Source organism: Microtetraspora glauca, from assembly GCF_040656155.1.
GTDB lineage: Bacteria > Actinomycetota > Actinomycetes > Streptosporangiales > Streptosporangiaceae > Microtetraspora > Microtetraspora glauca.
In genome coordinates this window covers 11602-26844 of record NZ_JBFALK010000037.1, presented here as the reverse complement: position 1 = coordinate 26844, position 15243 = coordinate 11602, and the positions used below count along the sequence as shown (strand labels likewise).

General features: G+C 68.6%; 16 protein-coding genes. 15 read left to right on the top strand and 1 reads right to left on the bottom strand.

Features of this window, described 5'->3' with window-relative positions:
- Positions 1-10: 10 nt before the first annotated feature.
- Positions 11-808 (top strand): IclR family transcriptional regulator, encoded by a 798-nt coding sequence (locus AB0I59_RS40545; RefSeq protein ID WP_061254225.1) that lies wholly within the window; start codon positions 11-13, stop codon positions 806-808.
- Here the strand turns inward: AB0I59_RS40545 and AB0I59_RS40540 are convergent.
- On the bottom strand, positions 791-1729 hold the full coding sequence (locus AB0I59_RS40540) for a LysR family transcriptional regulator (RefSeq protein ID WP_061254227.1): 939 nt from the start codon (positions 1727-1729) through the stop codon (positions 791-793). The genes AB0I59_RS40545 and AB0I59_RS40540 overlap by 18 nt on opposite strands.
- A 287-nt stretch (positions 1730-2016) precedes the next feature.
- Here AB0I59_RS40540 and AB0I59_RS40535 point away from each other — a divergent pair, with 287 nt between their 5' ends.
- The 14 genes from AB0I59_RS40535 (at position 2017) to AB0I59_RS40470 (ending at position 15218) form a co-directional block, all read left to right on the top strand.
- Positions 2017-2856 carry a carbon-nitrogen hydrolase family protein gene (locus tag AB0I59_RS40535; protein ID WP_061254229.1) on the top strand — a complete coding sequence of 280 codons (840 nt, stop codon included), beginning with the start codon at positions 2017-2019 and terminating at the stop codon, positions 2854-2856.
- 201 nt (positions 2857-3057) lie between these two features.
- The gene (locus AB0I59_RS40530) at positions 3058-3549 is read left to right on the top strand and encodes a hypothetical protein (protein WP_358142051.1); all 492 of its coding nucleotides are present in this window, start codon (positions 3058-3060) and stop codon (positions 3547-3549) included.
- Positions 3550-3574: 25 nt separating this feature from the next.
- Positions 3575-4861, top strand: coding sequence for an aromatic ring-hydroxylating oxygenase subunit alpha (locus AB0I59_RS40525; protein WP_358142048.1), 1287 nt, complete (start codon positions 3575-3577; stop codon positions 4859-4861).
- Positions 4851-5372: an aromatic-ring-hydroxylating dioxygenase subunit beta gene (locus tag AB0I59_RS40520; protein WP_358142045.1), complete on the top strand. Its 522-nt coding sequence runs from the start codon at positions 4851-4853 to the stop codon at positions 5370-5372. Before AB0I59_RS40525 ends, AB0I59_RS40520 begins: the two co-directional genes overlap by 11 nt.
- Positions 5373-5537: 165 nt before the next feature.
- On the top strand, positions 5538-5831 hold the full coding sequence (locus tag AB0I59_RS40515; RefSeq protein ID WP_358142042.1) for a hypothetical protein: 294 nt from the start codon (positions 5538-5540) through the stop codon (positions 5829-5831).
- Positions 5828-6931 (top strand): enolase C-terminal domain-like protein, encoded by a 1104-nt coding sequence (locus tag AB0I59_RS40510; protein ID WP_358142039.1) that lies wholly within the window; start codon positions 5828-5830, stop codon positions 6929-6931. Before AB0I59_RS40515 ends, AB0I59_RS40510 begins: the two co-directional genes overlap by 4 nt.
- Before the next feature lie 31 nt (positions 6932-6962).
- Positions 6963-7814 (top strand): catechol 1,2-dioxygenase, encoded by an 852-nt coding sequence (gene catA, locus AB0I59_RS40505; protein WP_358142036.1) that lies wholly within the window; start codon positions 6963-6965, stop codon positions 7812-7814.
- A 36-nt stretch (positions 7815-7850) separates the two neighbouring features.
- Positions 7851-8135: a muconolactone Delta-isomerase gene (locus AB0I59_RS40500; RefSeq protein WP_061254242.1), complete on the top strand. Its 285-nt coding sequence runs from the start codon at positions 7851-7853 to the stop codon at positions 8133-8135.
- A 470-nt stretch (positions 8136-8605) separates the two neighbouring features.
- Positions 8606-9793, top strand: a complete 1188-nt coding sequence (locus AB0I59_RS40495; RefSeq protein WP_358142033.1) for a YkvI family membrane protein — start codon at positions 8606-8608, stop codon at positions 9791-9793.
- A complete protein-coding gene (locus AB0I59_RS40490) occupies positions 9793-10185 on the top strand; it encodes an acyl-CoA thioesterase (protein ID WP_061254244.1) in 393 nt (130 codons plus the stop codon). The genes AB0I59_RS40495 and AB0I59_RS40490 overlap by 1 nt, the downstream gene beginning before the upstream one ends.
- A 38-nt stretch (positions 10186-10223) precedes the next feature.
- Positions 10224-10853, top strand: coding sequence for a TetR/AcrR family transcriptional regulator (locus AB0I59_RS40485; RefSeq protein ID WP_061254246.1), 630 nt, complete (start codon positions 10224-10226; stop codon positions 10851-10853).
- Positions 10854-10857: 4 nt separating this feature from the next.
- The gene (locus tag AB0I59_RS40480; RefSeq protein WP_358142029.1) at positions 10858-12429 is read left to right on the top strand and encodes an AMP-binding protein; all 1572 of its coding nucleotides are present in this window, start codon (positions 10858-10860) and stop codon (positions 12427-12429) included.
- Between the two features lie 49 nt (positions 12430-12478).
- Positions 12479-13648 carry a saccharopine dehydrogenase NADP-binding domain-containing protein gene (locus tag AB0I59_RS40475; protein WP_061254250.1) on the top strand — a complete coding sequence of 390 codons (1170 nt, stop codon included), beginning with the start codon at positions 12479-12481 and terminating at the stop codon, positions 13646-13648.
- A 1-nt stretch (position 13649) separates the two neighbouring features.
- Positions 13650-15218, top strand: coding sequence for an acyl-CoA carboxylase subunit beta (locus AB0I59_RS40470; RefSeq protein ID WP_063818689.1), 1569 nt, complete (start codon positions 13650-13652; stop codon positions 15216-15218).
- Positions 15219-15243 lie beyond the last annotated feature (25 nt).

The window sequence follows — 15243 nt, the reverse complement described above, 5'->3', positions numbered from 1 at the left end:
GGAGCCCGGGGTGGCAGGCAACGGTCGCGACCCGGGACGCTCGGTCGCCAGCAAGATCTTCGCGATCCTGGGTGCTCTCGGCCGGTCGGCCCAGAGCTACTCGGCGGCGGAGCTGTCCCGCGCGACCGCCCTGCCCGCCACGACTGTGCTGCGCCTGCTGCGAGAGATGGAAGCGCTCAACGTGGTACGCCGTACCGCCGCCGGCCGGTACGAGATAGGGCTGGACGTCTGGCGGTGGGGCGTCCGGGTGCCACAGATCGACCTGATCCGTCGCGCGGCACGCCCCCTGATGGACGACCTTCAGCGCGCCACGCGGGAGAACGTCACGCTGGCCGTTCTCGACGGGCACGGTTCGGCCATCGCCGTCGAGAAGGTGAGCGGTGGACAGTCGTGGAAGGTCGTCGGCGAGATGGGCGCGGAGGTGCCCCTGCACGCGACGGCCGCGGGGAAGGTGCTCCTGGCCTACTCCTCACCGGCGGAGATCCGCCGGGTCCTGGCCCGGCCCCTTCCCCGGCACACGCCATTCACCGTGGTCAATCCCTCGCTGCTCGACAAGCAGCTGAGCGAGATCCGGCGAACCGGGGTCGGGTACGCCGGCGAGGAGATGAACCTCGGATCCGTGTCCATCGCCGCGCCAATCTGGCTCCACGGGGACGTGGTCGGGGCGCTGTCGCTGGTGGGGCACTACCGGACGGCCGACGTCAAGAGCCTGTCGGTCGCGGTGAAGAAGGTCACCCGCGAAATCTCCGACAACATCGCCAAGCAGTTGGCCGAAGAGTCGGCGCCGCCGTCAGGGCATCTCCGGTGACGGCGTCCGTGCGTCGGGGTCAGCGCCGAACGCCGAGGCGCAGTACCGTGCCACGAGCTCCACGCGGAACGTCTGCCGTACGCCGGCGGCGCGGGCGAGCACCACGCGGGTCGACGGCACCGGGTCGGCGATCGGCCTGCAGACCAGCGGACGGCCTTCGAAACTCTCGTCGGTCGGCCATCGTTGCACGAGGATCGCGTATCCCAGCGCCCTCCCCACCGAAGCTCTCACGACCTCCATGCTGCTGCTCCGCAGAGCCACGTGCGGGCTGAGCCCGACAGAGCGCAGCACGGCTTCGCTGTCGTACGAGCCGGGGGACGTGATAGGCGTGATGAGAGGCTCCTCCGCCAGATCAGCCAGGCGGACGGCCTTCCTGCGCGCCAGCCGATGCCCTCTGGGCAGCAGGACGTAGGGCTGTAGTTCCGACAGCGTCTGACAGTTCAACCCGGTCATGTCCTGCTCCGCGTACATCAGCGCGATGTCGCACTCGCCGTTGATCAGTGCCTGCCGCAACGTCTCCGCCGGGCCTTCCACCACGGAGAAGGTCAGGCCGGGATGCCTGCGGCCGAAATCATCCAGGAGCCGCGGCACGACGACAGGCGCCAACGTGGCGGTGCATCCGAATGTCAGGTGTCCCCGGACCTCGTCCGCCTCCGTGCGTGCGTCGGCCTGGAGTTGCTCGGCAAGGCTGATCAGCTCCCTGGCTTCCGCGAGGACCCGCGCCCCGGCTTTGGTCAGTGCCACGCCCTTGGCCTTGCGCCGGACGAAGAGCTGGACACCCAGATGGCGCTCGAGCTCGGCGATGCCCAGCGAGACCGCGGTCTGAGAGGTGGAACACCTGTTCGCCGCGGCACTGATCGTCCCCAGCGTCGCCGCGTGGACGAAGTACTCCACCTGCCGAAACGAGTAGTCCACCGGCACGACCGAACTCCTCAACGAGGCTTTCACCCAAGGGGTATAGCCCGGGCGCGCGCCCGAACGGGACCGCCCGAAAACGAGTTAAAACACAGTTCTTCATAGGTGTAACACAAATAAAACCTAATTTACAGACGAAAGGGATTCGTCGAACACTCGGGGAGGCCGGCTGTCCTCGCGCGGTCATGCCACGCGCGTCACGTTGCCGATTCGTCCCCGGCCGGTCGGCGGTCGCCGCGACGACGCCGATCGCCAGCGGCCGACAAGTCGCCTACGAGAAAGCGTGAAACGCTGTGAGAGACATCAACGTCGCACTCATCCAGATGGCCACCTCGCTCGACGTCGACGCGAACATCGGCGTCGCCTTGTCCAGGCTGGACGGCCTCGTGGCGTCCGGCGCGCGCCCCGACCTGGTCTGCCTGCCGGAGATGTTCACGTTCCGCGCCCTGGGCAGCAGGCGGATCTCCGAGGTCGGCGTCCACGCCGGAATCGGGCTGGTGGCCGAGCTGGCGGCTCGCGCGAGGCGACTCGGCAGCTACCTCGTCGGCACGTGGATCGTCGACGAAGGCGGCGGGGTGTACACGAACAGGTGCCACGTGTTCTCCCGCGGCGGAGACCTGGTCGGCGGTCATCGCAAGACGCACCTGTTCGACGCCCCCGGCCACGCCGAGTCGGCATACGTCACAGCGGGGGACCGGCTCAGCGTGGTCGAAGCGGACTTCGGGACCTTCGGCATCGTCGTGTGCTACGAACTGCGCTTCCCGGAGGTCGCGCGAACACTCGCCCTCGCCGGCGCCGAGTGCCTCGTCGTTCCGAACTCCTGGCCCAGGGACGGAGCGGGACGCGGGCGAGAGGAACTGGGTGTCCTTCTCGCGGCCGCGGCCGTGCAGAACCAGGCCTATGTCGTGCACGCCAATCAGACGGGCGTGGTAGCAGATCTGGAGCTGGTGGGCGGAAGTTGTGTGATCGATCCGAGTGGGCGTCTCGTGGCGTCCGCCGGGGAGAGGGACCGGGATCTGCTCGCCAGGCTCGACGGCACCCTCGTCGATGAGGTGCGCGCCCGGCGGCTGGTCTTCGCGCATCGACGGCCGGAGCTGTACGAGCCGGCTTCCGTGGTCCGCCTGAAGGGCTGATGTCACGGTCGTCCGTCTCCGCCGCGGCGGAGACGCTCAGGTGTGACCCGCCATGCCGTCGCAGGCGGATACCAAACCTCTGCTTATAGATATGCCATGAAAGATGTGTTTTACATGCGTAGTTCGGGTCGGCCAGGCTTGCACCATCAAGAAGCCGATCACGGCGGTCTTCCAGGTCCGACGATGAGGGTGAGGTGAGCGATGCGCGCTGAGCACGCGCTGGCCGGAGCCGCAACGGTGACGCTGCGGCGGTACATGGAGCTGTGTGACGTCCCCGCGGCCGGCTACAGCCGCCAGGAGCTTGAGGGGCTCTTCACGCGTGACGCGGTGTGGCAGGGCGTCGGAAGCTGGAACGCTGAGCGCTTCGGCCAGGTGACAACCCCGCCCCGCATCGCCGACATGCTCGAGAGCTATCTGTCGCCGGGATCCCATTTCACGGTGAACATGCACATGCTCGGCCGGGGAGCCGTCAGCGTCCGCGACGGGGGAGTCGAGGGCTGCTGGCCGATGGTGCGGCTGTCCGCGTACGTGGCCGGAGGGTCGGACATCACCCTGACGCGGCTGCGGGTGCGGTTCCAGACCGAGGACGATCGCGTCCTGATTTCGAGGTACGAGCCGCGGCGGCTGTGGGCGAAGGCACTGGACCCCGAGCAGGTCATGGCTTTGGCCGTGTGGTGGGAGAAGGCCGCATGAAGGCAGGGAAGAGCAGGAGGACGAGGTGAGCATTGACGTCGCGGGCCGTACCGGCTCGGACTGGGGGTCGCTCGTTGCGGCCGATCGGGTCAGCGCGAGGGTCTACCTGGACCCGGAGATCTACGAAGCCGAGCTGGAGAGGATCTTCTACAAGACCTGGAACTGCGTGGGGCACGAGAGCGAGTTCCCGGAGCGGGGATCCTTCAAGACTCGGGCGGTCGGGCGACGCCCCGTCATCGTCTGCCGGGACCGGAATGACCAGATCAATGTGCTGTTGAACAGGTGCCGCCACCGCGGTGCGCTGTTGTGCGAGAAGCCGGACGGGGCAGTGGCGGGCGGATTCACGTGCCCGTACCACAGTTGGTCCTACGCCCTGGACGGCCGGCTGCGCGGCATTCCCTACCCCGACGGGTATCCCCGGGACATCGACAAGTCGCGACTCGGGTTGCGGCGGCTTCGCGTGGAGACCTACGCCGGGCTGATCTTCGCGACCTTCGACGAGAACGCGGAACCGCTCGCCGGTTTCCTGGGGTCCGCGCGCAGGTGGATCGACCTCTTCATGAAGCAGGGGGCAGGCTACCCGGTCAAGGTCCAGGGGGCCTTCAAGTTCAGGTACCAGGCCAACTGGAAGATCCAGCTGGAGAACGTGACGGACGGATACCACTTCCCGCTGGTCCACCGCTCCTGGATGGCGAACGTCGACGCGCAGACCGCCGAGATGCTGTCCTTCATGAAGGACCCCGAGGCCGTCACGTACGGACTTGAGAACGGTCACTCCGTCGGCATCTTCGTCCCGGAGCACGTCGACCTCAACGAGGATGATGGGACGGAAGCTCTGCAGGACCGTTTCGGCGATCTGGTCGCCGACCTCCAGCCGGGCCTGCCGCCGGAGAGGCTGCGCCGACTCGTGCGCTCCCTCCACGGAGCGGGGTTCAACCTCAACGTCTTCCCCAACCTCGCCCTGTCCATGGGCTTCATCAGACTGCTGAACCCCGTCGCGGTGGACGCCACGGACAACGAGCACATGGTGCTCGGCTACAAGGGCGGCCCCGAGGGTGCCAACAGGGAACGGCTCCGGATCCACGAGCACTTCCAGGGGCCGTTCGGGTTCGGTACCCCGGACGACTCGGAGGTCTGGGCGCGGGTCCAGCGCGGCGCGGCCGCGGACCCCGACATGCCGATTCTGATCGATCGCGGCCTCAACCGGGAGGAGATGTCGGATGAGGGGCACCCCCGGTCCCACGTGACCGACGAGACAGGGATGCGGGAGGCATACCGGATGTGGAAGCGGTTGATGACCGATGCAGGCTGAGGCGTGGGCGGACGTCGAGCGAAAGCTGGCGCTGGCGGATCCGGTGGCGTTGTCCGCGATCGAGCTGATCTATCGGGAGGCGCGGCTCCTCGACGACCAGAGGTACCGCGACTGGGACGAGTTGTGGGCCGAAGGAGAGACCCGCTACGTCGTCCCGATGCGCCGCGAGGTCGTCGACTACGACGCCACCCTGAACTTCATCAACGATGACTCGCCCATGCGACGCCGGCGCGTGGACCGGATGACGAGCGGGCACGCCGGCGCCGTGAACGCTGTGGGCCGGACCGTGCGCACCGTTTCGCGATTTGCCGTCGACCGGATCGGCGACCACGAGCTGCGCGTCACCTCCACCGAGATCGTGGTGGCGTACAAGCAGGGCGACCATCAGGTATGGGCGGCCGAACTGACGCACCACATCCTGAGCGCGGACGATCGCCCGTGCATCAGAGCCAAGATCGTGCATCTCGTGGACGCGGAACACACCGTACGGACCTGCGGATTCCTCCTTTAGCCCGCCGCCCGGGCAGTGTGCCCCCCGGGCGCGACGGCTCGGCGCGGGCCTGCTGGATCACACTGCGGCGCCCGGCACGCCTGGGTGTCCAGAGAGGTCAGCTTCTTGAACCACCGAATCGTCCTCATGTGCTACGACGACACTTTTCGCTACGGATGGCCGCATGTGGATTTGTTCGTATACGACGAGTACGGCCGGGAGATCAACTGGGTTCACTGGGCGACGGAGGGGAACGGACCCGGTGCCGCGGACCGCGCCACCGCCGTCGAGGAGCCCTCGATCAGGCGATTGACCGAGTGGGAGCGGGCCGTCAGCGCGAGCGGCGGCGTCTACTGGACGGCCGAGGCCGCATGGACGCCCTGGGCGCCGGAGAAAACCGCGCCGCCGTCTTCGCGGGCTCACCCACGCATCGCATCCACGGGTGGTCACGACCACTCCACCTCCGAGGAGCGACCATGAAGATCACCGCAGTCGAGGCGATCCCGTTCGCCATCCCGTACCGGAAGCCGTTGCGGTTCGCCAGCGGCGAGGTGCACACGGCCGAGCATGTGCTCATACGCGTGCGAACCGAGGACGGGGTCGTCGGCATCGCCGAGGCGCCTCCCCGGCCGTTCACCTACGGCGAGACGCAGGACTCGATCAAGGCCGTGATCGACAAGCTGTTCACCCCTGAGCTGCTCGGTCTGCACCTCCTCGAACGGGAGGTCATCCACGGCGTCCTCGGGCGTACCGTCGGCAACCCAACCGCCAAGGCAGCCGTCGACATGGCCATGTGGGACGCGCTGGGCCGGACACTGGGATTCCCCGTCACGCTCCTGCTCGGCGGGTTCACCGACCGCATGCGCGTGTCGCACATGCTCGGCTTCGCCGAGCCCGCCGCGGCGGTCGCCGAGGCCGAGCGGATGCGCGACCTGTACGGCATCGCCACGTTCAAGGTGAAGGTCGGCAGGCACCCGTACACGCTCGACGTCAAGGTCTGCCGCGCGCTCCGCGACGCGCTCGGAGACGCGGTGGAGCTCTACGTTGACGGCAACCGCGGCTGGACCGCGTCGGAGTCGGTACAGGCTCTGCGCGCCATGGAGGACCTCGGCCTCACCCTCGCCGAGGAGCTGTGCCCCGCCGACGACGTCCTCGGCCGCCGCTGGCTGGTGAGCCGGTCGCCCATCCCGGTCGTCGCGGACGAGAGCGTGCCGACCCCGGCCACGGTCACCAGGGAACTGCTCAGCGGAGCCGCCAACGCGATCAGCATCAAGACCGCGCGCACCGGCTTCACGTACTCCCAGCGCGTCCACCACCTGTGCGAGGGAGTCGGGGTCGAGGTCGTGATGGGCAACCAGATCGACGGCCAGATCGGATCCATGTGCACGGTCGCCTTCGGCGCCGCCTACCGGCTCACCTCGCAGCGGGCCGGAGAGCTCTCGAACTTCCTCGACATGACCGACGACCTGCTCACCGAACCCCTTGAGATCCGGGACGGAACCCTTCCCGTACGGCAGGGCGCCGGCATCGGCGTGGACGTGGACGAGGACAAGCTCACCCGCTACCGCCAGGACACCTGATCACAACCAAACAGACCAGGAGGACCAGATCATGACCTCTGACACCGTCGCACCGGCGGCGGCCGCGTCCGGCGCGTCCGCGACCGAGCGGTTCTTCGCCGACAAGGCGAGTTCGGCCGCGGCCACGCCCACCGAGCGTGTCGACCTACTCGCCCGCGAGGTGCTGGACGCGGTCCATGCCACGATCCGCCGGCACAAGGTCACCTACGAGGAGTACAACGCGCTCAAGGCGTGGCTGATCGGCGTCGGGCAGGACGGCGAGTGGCCGCTCTTCCTCGACGTCTGGGTCGAGCACGTCGTTGAGCAGGTCGCGACCGAGTCCCGCGAGGGCAGCAAGGGCAGCATCGAAGGGCCGTATTACGTGCCTGGCGCGCCGGAGCCTTCGGCCGGGACGACCCTGCCCATGCGGGAAGCGGAGAAGGGTACGCCCCTGCTGTTCCAGGGGCAGGTGCGCAGCGTGTCCGGCGAGCCGTTGGCCGGGGCCCGGGTGGAGATCTGGCATGCCGACGACGATGGGTACTACTCGCAGTTCGCGCCGGGAATCCCGGAGTGGAACCTGCGCGGCAGTGTGATCGCCGACGAGGCCGGGCGCTTCAGGATCCATACGGTGCAGCCCGCGCCGTACCAGATCCCGACTGACGGATCATGCGGCAAGCTCATCGCGGCCGCGGGATGGCACGCGTGGCGGCCGGCCCACCTGCACATGAAGGTGTCGGCTCCGGGTCATCACCTGGTGACGACGCAGCTCTACTTCACGGGCGACGAGCATGTGTTCGACGACATCGCCTCGGCGGTGAAGCCGGAGCTCATCCTGGATCCCCGGCCGACCGGCGACGGCGCGGGACGCGAGGTCACCTACGACTTCGTGCTGGATCCCGCCTGAGACCGACAAAGCCCGCACACGAGAGGAGACCGGCCCGTGCTGTTCGCCGTGACGATGGACGTCGCCATCCCGCCCGCGATGGATCCGGGCGAGAAGGCCACCTTGATCGATCGTGAGAGGAGCTACTCCCGCGAACTCCAGGCGTCCGGCGAGTGGCTGCACATATGGCGGCGGGTGGGCCGGTACTCCAACCTGAGCATCTTCGACGTGTCCGGCAACGAGCGGTTGCACCAGATCCTCTGGAACCTGCCACTCTTCCCGTACATGACCATCGAGATCACCCCGCTGGCGACTCATCCGTCGGACATCCGGGTCGCCTGAGCCCGGTCGGCACAGCTGCCGAGGAGCCTCTCCAGGGCGGCGGAGTAGGTCAGCTGGTCGGCCTGTACGTCGCCTATATGCGGGTCGGCTCCTCCCCGCCGATTGGTAGATCCGCGTCATCCTCGACGAGACAGGCCCGGCGGCGTGCTGCACGAGTACTCACATGCGGCTTGAACTGCATGGATGAGGCTTTCGGCAGGCGCATGGCTGCCAGCCTGCCGCTCTCGCACTCCACCGGAGCCTGTACTCCCATCACGGCGACTGATCATTTCCCGTGCCAGGTGTGTGCCTTCGCCGTCTCCTCGCTCAGCCCGATAGTGCGTCTTCTGCGGAGGGCTCGAACGTCGTGGCCGTCGACGATGCCGCGCCCTTGCGCATCGATGTTCCCGCCTCTACAGTTCCCGAATACTCGTTATTCGGGAGTCTCCGCGTGTGCCGCGGCGGTGCCCGAATCAGGTAGGAGGTGCGGCATGGCGACTTCATCGTCCAGTCCAAACGATGCTGGCCGGGCGGGTGCCGGCCTGCGCGGGGTGCTGGTCCCGGCGCTCATGTTTCAGGCGGTGGCCATCGGGGGCGCCTACGCGACGGGCCGGGAGATCATCGAGTTCGGCGCGGGTCACGGAGCGTTGGGCTGGGCCGCCGGCCTGGCGATGGCGATCACCGGGTCCCTGCTCTCATACCTCGTTTACGAGATGGCTCGCCGCCACCGGCTGTTCGACTACCGGAGTCTGCTCCGCCACCTCATCAACAAGCTCTACTGGCTCTTCGACGCGGTCTACATCCCGCTGGCGATCGCAATCATCGCGGTGCTGGCCTCGGCCACCGGCAACATCCTCAAGGACACCCTGGGGCTCAACTACTGGGCCGGTGTCGCGGTCATCATCGTGGTCACCGGGTTCGTGACCTTTCGGGGGACCGAGGTCGTCGAGCGGTTCAACGGCATCGGCACGATCCTGCTGACGGTCGGCTACATCGTCTTCGCCTTGCTCGTCATCCCGTCCCATTGGGAGCGCATCGGGCAGGTCATGTCGGCGGGCGACCACTCGCTCCGGCCCGGCGCGACGTTCTGGGACGCGGCGCTCCTGGGCATGACCTACGTGGGCATGGGCTTCGTCGTCTTCCCGTCCACCCTCATGACGGTCCGCCACCTGCGCTCGCGCCGCGACGCCGCCAAGGCCGCGGCGCTCACCGGCGGCCTGTACGTCGTGCCGTGGTTCCTGACCTACGCCGCCCTCATGGGCTTCTACCCGGACCCGAAGATCTTCGACGCCCCGGTCCCGTGGCTCAAGATGCTCGAGGGCAAGGGGACCTGGGTGGTCGTCGTGTACGGACTTCTCGTCGGCTGGACTCTCGTCGCGACGGCGGTCGGTCTGATCCAGGCGATCGTGCTGCGTGTCGACCAGAACCTGGTGGACGCCGGTCGCCCCGTGATGACGTCCCGGGTCCGCGTCGGCATCACCCTGGCGGTGCTCCTGCTCGGAGCCGCCCTCGCCCAGTTCGGGATCATCGACCTGATCGCTGTCGGCTACCTCGTCGGGGCCGTCGCGCTCATCCTGGTGTTCGGGGTGCCGCTCATCGCCCGCGGCGCCAAGCTCTTCCTGCCCCGCAGCGACGTCCCGGTGGTGACCCAGGGGCAGGAACCGGCGGCGGAGTCATGATGAGCGCTCACCCGGCCTGGCGCACGACGTTCCACCTCCGCTTCCGGGACTTCGACTACCTGGGCCACATGACCGCGACGTCCTACCTCGCGTTCTTCGAGGAGGCGCGGGTCGCGTGGCTCACCGAGGGCACCGGCGCCCGGCAGCCCGCGTACGTCGTGGCCAGGCAGGAAATCGACTTCGAGCGAGAGGTGCTCCCAGGCGACGGACCGCTCACGCTGACGATCGAGCCGATCGGCCGCGGCGCGCGCCGGGTCGACGTACGCGAGGAACTGCGCGGAGCGGACGGGACGCTGAGGGCGCGCTCCACGGCGACGCTCGTCATGTGGGACCGCGAGGCCCGCCGTCCCCGGGCGGTTTCCGATGCGGAGAGCCGACTGTTCGGTGGATAGGTTCGCGCGAGGAATCAACCCGTGATCGAGAGGATGACATGGCACCGGAGAGCACGTCCGACGTCGACATGAAGGCGGAGATCCTCGCGGCCGCCGCCGAACTGTTCCAGCGTGACGGCTACAGCAGGACCAAGGTCGCCGCCATCGCCCGCGCGGTGGGGATCACCCCGCCCACGCTCTACTGGCATTTCGAGTCCAAGGAGGACATCCTCTTCGAGTTCCTGCGCACCAGCCTCCAGGAATTCCTGAACCGCATCGAGGCCGCCATCGCGGGGCTCACCGATCCGGTCGAGACGCTGCGGGCTTTCGCCGTCGCGCACACCCGTGCCCAGCTGTCCCAGCTTGAGCAGGCGCAGACGTTCCTGTCGATGACCTACTCGCGGACGCAACTGGCGTCCTCGCTGCCGAAGGAGCGATACGAGCTCATCCGGGAGCTGCACCGACGCCACCTGGACAGCGCGCGCGACATCCTGCGGAAGGGCGCCGAGCAGGGGGTGTTCGACGTACCCGACCTCAACGCCACCGCCTTCGCGATCCTCAACATCTGCGAGTACAGCGCCCTGTGGTTCCAGCCCGGAGGGCCCCTCACCGTCGAACAGGTCGCCGAGATGAACGGCGAGTTCGCGCTCCGCATCGCCGCGTCCCCGCACGAACCCAGGAAGGAATGACGGCATGATCACAGGTCGACTCCTCGACGGAGTGGCGCTCGGTCGTACCGGGCCGCTCGCCGACCTCGAAGCCGCCCAGAGGCGGTGGCCGGACCAGCCGCTGCTGCGGTGGGCCGAGGGTGAGTGGACGGTTTCCCGGTTCGCATCGGCTGTCCGTTCTGCCGCCGCCGAACTCCACGACCTGGGGGTGCGGCCCGGTGAACGGGTCGCGATCATGGCCGCCAACAGCGCTCGGATGCTCGCGGCGCAGTTCGCCGTGTGGGCTTTGGGCGCGGTGGAGGTCGCCGTCAACAGCGAGCTGCGGGGGTGGTTCCTGCAGCAGGTCCTCACTGACAGCGAGCCCGGCGTCGTCGTGGCGGACGCACGCTTCCACGAACTGCTGACCGGCTGCGTCGCCCCTGAGCGGATCGTCGACCTCGCGAGAGTGCGCATCGACCGGGACCACGAGGCCGATGCGGAGGGCGGGCCGGTCCCGGCGCCGGGAGATCTGGCCTCACTGCTCTACACGTCCGGGACCACCGGGCCGTCCAAGGGGGTGATGCTTCCGCACGGCTACTTCTCCAACTTCGGTGCCGTCCTATCGAGGGTGCTCGACGTGGGGCCTGGTGACACCGGCTTCTTCACGATGCCGTTCTTCCACGTGGACGCCCACATCGCCCTTCCGTTGTGCCTGCAAACCGGCTCCACGCTCGCCTTCGCCCCCCGGTTCAGCGTCAGCAGCTTCTGGGAGGACGCCGATCGGTTCGGTGCCACCTGGTTCGGTGCCGTCGGCTCCATGCTGTCCGCGCTCATCACGCGGGGGCGGCCGCCGGCGCCGGTCCTGCGGCGCATCCGGACGATCCTCGCCGCACCCATCCCCGACGAGGCCTACGAGTTCTTCGAGGACGAACTCGGGGTTCCGCTCCTGCAGATGTACGGCCAGACCGAGGCCAACGGCCCTCTCTACTCCACCGCCGAGCGCCGGCGGCGCGGGGCCGTGGGCTGGAGTTGTGCCGGCTTCGACGTCCGGGTCGCGGCCCCGGACGGGACCGAGGCCGGGGCCGGAGAACTCGGGGAGCTCCAGACGCGGCCCCGGCATCCGCACATGCTCACCCTCGGGTACTGGCGGCGCCCAGAGGCCACCGCCGAGGCATTTCGCGACCTGTGGTTCCACACCGGGGATCTGGTGATGCAGGACACCGACGGGTTCATCTGGTACGGCGGCCGCCTGACCGACAGCCTGCGCAAACGCGGCGAGAACATCTCCGCGTTCGATCTTGAGCACGTGGTCCGCCGCGCACCCGGCGTCCGCGAGTGCGCGGCGCTCGCCGTCCGTGACGAACTCGGCGGCGAGGACGACATCAAGCTGGTGCTGGTGCTCGACGATGACGCGCCCTTCGATCCCGTGTCCTTCCGCGACCACTGCACACGATCACTACCGCGCTTCGCGGTGCCGAGGTACGTCGAGATCGTCGTGGAATCGGCTCTCGTCCGGGGACCGGGCACCGGTGCGATCCAGAAGCATCTCCTTCCGGCGGGGATCACCGCCGACACGATCGACCTCATGGAAGCGGCCGCACCGGCGGCTGCGGACTGACCTCAGCGTCCGAATCGCAAACGTGGACCCCAACCCGAAAGGAAAGAACATGAACGTCCTGGTCATCGGGGGAGCCGGACGGGTGGGAAGGCGCGTCGTGGCCGAACTCGCCGAACACTCCGACCACGACATCACTATCGCCGACCGCGTGGCGCCCGGCGGTGCGACGGCCGCCTTCGTCGAGCTGGACCTTGCCGACGACGTCGCCCTGGCCCGCGCCCTGGCCGACGCCGACGCGGTGGTCAACACGGCGGGACCGTTCGACCTGTGGGGCGCCAAGGTGCTCGACGCCGCCATCGAGCACGGCGTCGACTACATCGACGTTTGCGACGACCCGGCCGCGACCCAGGAGCTCATGAAGCGCGACCCCGCCGCTCGCGCATTCGGTGTCCGCGCCGTCGTGGGGCTCGGCGTGAGCCCGGGTCTCACCAACTATCTCGGTGTGATCGCCGCGCGCGACCTCGATGAGGTCGACAGCGTCGCCACCTTCTGGGGAGACTCCCGCGAAGGCATGGACCTGGACGAGGCCACCCGGCACGCCGACGCCCTCGCCGCGTCGTTCACCGCCGGCCGGGCCGCCTACACCCACCTCATCCTGCAGACCGCGGCCGAGGTGCCGGTCTGGCGCAACGGTGAACCGGTCAACGAGCGGGCCTGGAGAACGGCCTACCGGGTGCGTACCTCCAACGGCGAGACCGGCGTCTACCGCGTGATCGGCCACCCCGAGCCCGTCACCATGCCCCAGGCGATCACGCTCCGCAACTGCGTCAACATCGGCACTGTCAACGTCGGGACCGACCGGCTCATGCTGCCGGTCCTCGATCGGGTCGCCGCCGGTGAGCTGACGCCCGAGGAGGCCATCGCCGACATCGCCGCCCGGCTCACCGAGCACCCCGAGGACCTGGTGTCCGAATCCCGAGGCCCGCGCCTGCCCAGGCTGATCGGAGCGGTGGCCACCGGCACCGCCGGCGGCAGGGAACAGGGGATCATCGTCTTCCCCGGTGGACCGGTCGACGGCTCGATGAGCCTGGAGACGGCACGCCCGGCGGTCGTGGGCGTCCTGCGTATCGAGCAGGCCCCCGTCGGCGTCCACGCGCCGGAGGGCGCCTTCGACGCCGACGCCTTCCTCGAGCACTACGCCGCGATCTACTGGGACGGCGGCGAGACCTTCCTCAAGGATGTCGCCGGCCCCACGGCCCTCACCGTCGAGGAGAGCTGAGATGGCCTTCACCTGGGAATCAGCCCTGGAGGAACTGCGGCGGCGCCACGAGGAGGCGCGCCGACTCGGCGGCGCCGAACGCGTCGAACGCCAGCACGCCCAGGGCCGCCAGACCATCCGGGAACGCATCGGCCAGATAGCCGACGACTTCACCGAGGTCGGCGAGTTCGCCACGTTCCCGATCCGTGACGCGGCCGGAACGGAAGTCGGCACGCTGCCGTCGAGCTACGTCTGCGGCCTCGGGACGGTCGACGGGCGCCAGGTCGCCATCGGCGGCGAGGACTTCACCGTCCGCGCCGGGGCGCCGCAGACCTACCTCGACCGGTGGAAGGGCGGCATGGGCGGCTTCGTGGAGGACCTCGCCCACGAGTACCGCATCCCCCTCATCCTGTTCATGGAGGGCATCGGCGGTGACGTCTCCGCTCAGGACGAGAAGGGCCACTCCTACCTCGTCAGCTCGATGAGCTGGCGGCGCAGCTTCGAGCTGATGTCGCAGGTGCCGGTCCTGGTCGCCGTGCTCGGCTCGGCCGCGGGAGGCACCGCGGGGCGCGCGGTGGTCAGCCACTTCAGCGTGATCAGCAAGGGCAGCGTGCTCTTCGCCGGCGGGCCGCCCGTCGTCCGGCGAGCCCTCGGCCAGACCGTCGACAAGCACGAACTCGGCGGCGCCGAGATGCACACGAGCGTCTCCGGGGCCATGGACAACCTGGCCGAGGACGAGGCCGACGCCATCGACCAGCTGCGCCGCGTGCTGTCCTACCTTCCGCAGAACGTGTGGGAACTCCCGGCCCGAGGTGACCGGAGCGACCCGGTGGACCGCTCCTGCGACGAGCTTTTGAAGATCATCCCAGAGAACCGGCGGCGCCCCTACAAGATGCGCGAGGTGATGCGCACCATCGTCGACCAGGACTCGCTCTTTGAGATAGGTCCCGGCTGGGGCCGGGCCGTCATCACCGCCTTCGCCCGTATCGACGGCATCCCGGTCGGGGTCATCGGCAACAATCCCATGCACCTCGCGGGCGCCCTGGACGGCGCGGCCGCCGAGAAGCAGATCCGCTTCGTCGATCTGTGCAGCACCTTCCACCTCCCGATCGTCTACCTCGTCGACGTGCCCGGGTTCATGGTCGGCCCCGAGGCCGAGCGCCGCGGGGTTGTACGCATGGGCATGCGGGCGATCCAGTCGATCATCGAGGCCGAGGTGCCGGTCGTCACCGTCCACGTCCGCAAGGCGTACGGCATGGCGGTCTCGGCGACCTCCAACCCGGACGCGCTGGGTCTGCGCATCGCCTGGCCCAGCGTCGAGTGGGGCGACATGCCGATCGAAGGAGGCGTGGAAGCCGGCTTTCGCCGCGAGATCGAGCGGGCCGATGACCCGGAGGTGTTCCGCAGGCAGGCCGAGGAACGCCTGCTCGCCCTCGCCGATCCGTGGAAGACGGTCGAGGCGTTCGGCATGGAGATGATGATCGATCCCCGCCAGACCCGGAAGGTCGTCGCCGATTTCCTCAACGCCGGCCTGCACGCGATGCGGTCCCGCGTCGGTCCCAGTGACCGCCGCTGGAGCATGCGCCCCTGAACGCCGCGACTGATTGGAAGCAGTA

Bases quoted from the DNA above. Each gene is read 5' to 3' on its own strand.
- AB0I59_RS40490 (WP_061254244.1), top strand. From the start codon at position 9,793: ATGAGCGCTCACCCGGCCTGGCGCACGACGTTCCACCTCCGCTTCCGG.
- AB0I59_RS40475 (WP_061254250.1), top strand. From the start codon at position 12,479: ATGAACGTCCTGGTCATCGGGGGAGCCGGACGGGTGGGAAGGCGCGTC.
- AB0I59_RS40495 (WP_358142033.1), top strand. From the start codon at position 8,606: ATGGCGACTTCATCGTCCAGTCCAAACGATGCTGGCCGGGCGGGTGCC.
- AB0I59_RS40530 (WP_358142051.1), top strand. From the start codon at position 3,058: ATGCGCGCTGAGCACGCGCTGGCCGGAGCCGCAACGGTGACGCTGCGG.
- AB0I59_RS40470 (WP_063818689.1), top strand. From the start codon at position 13,650: ATGGCCTTCACCTGGGAATCAGCCCTGGAGGAACTGCGGCGGCGCCAC.
- catA (WP_358142036.1), top strand. From the start codon at position 6,963: ATGACCTCTGACACCGTCGCACCGGCGGCGGCCGCGTCCGGCGCGTCC.
- AB0I59_RS40485 (WP_061254246.1), top strand. From the start codon at position 10,224: ATGGCACCGGAGAGCACGTCCGACGTCGACATGAAGGCGGAGATCCTC.
- AB0I59_RS40510 (WP_358142039.1), top strand. From the start codon at position 5,828: ATGAAGATCACCGCAGTCGAGGCGATCCCGTTCGCCATCCCGTACCGG.
- AB0I59_RS40520 (WP_358142045.1), top strand. From the start codon at position 4,851: ATGCAGGCTGAGGCGTGGGCGGACGTCGAGCGAAAGCTGGCGCTGGCG.
- AB0I59_RS40480 (WP_358142029.1), top strand. From the start codon at position 10,858: ATGATCACAGGTCGACTCCTCGACGGAGTGGCGCTCGGTCGTACCGGG.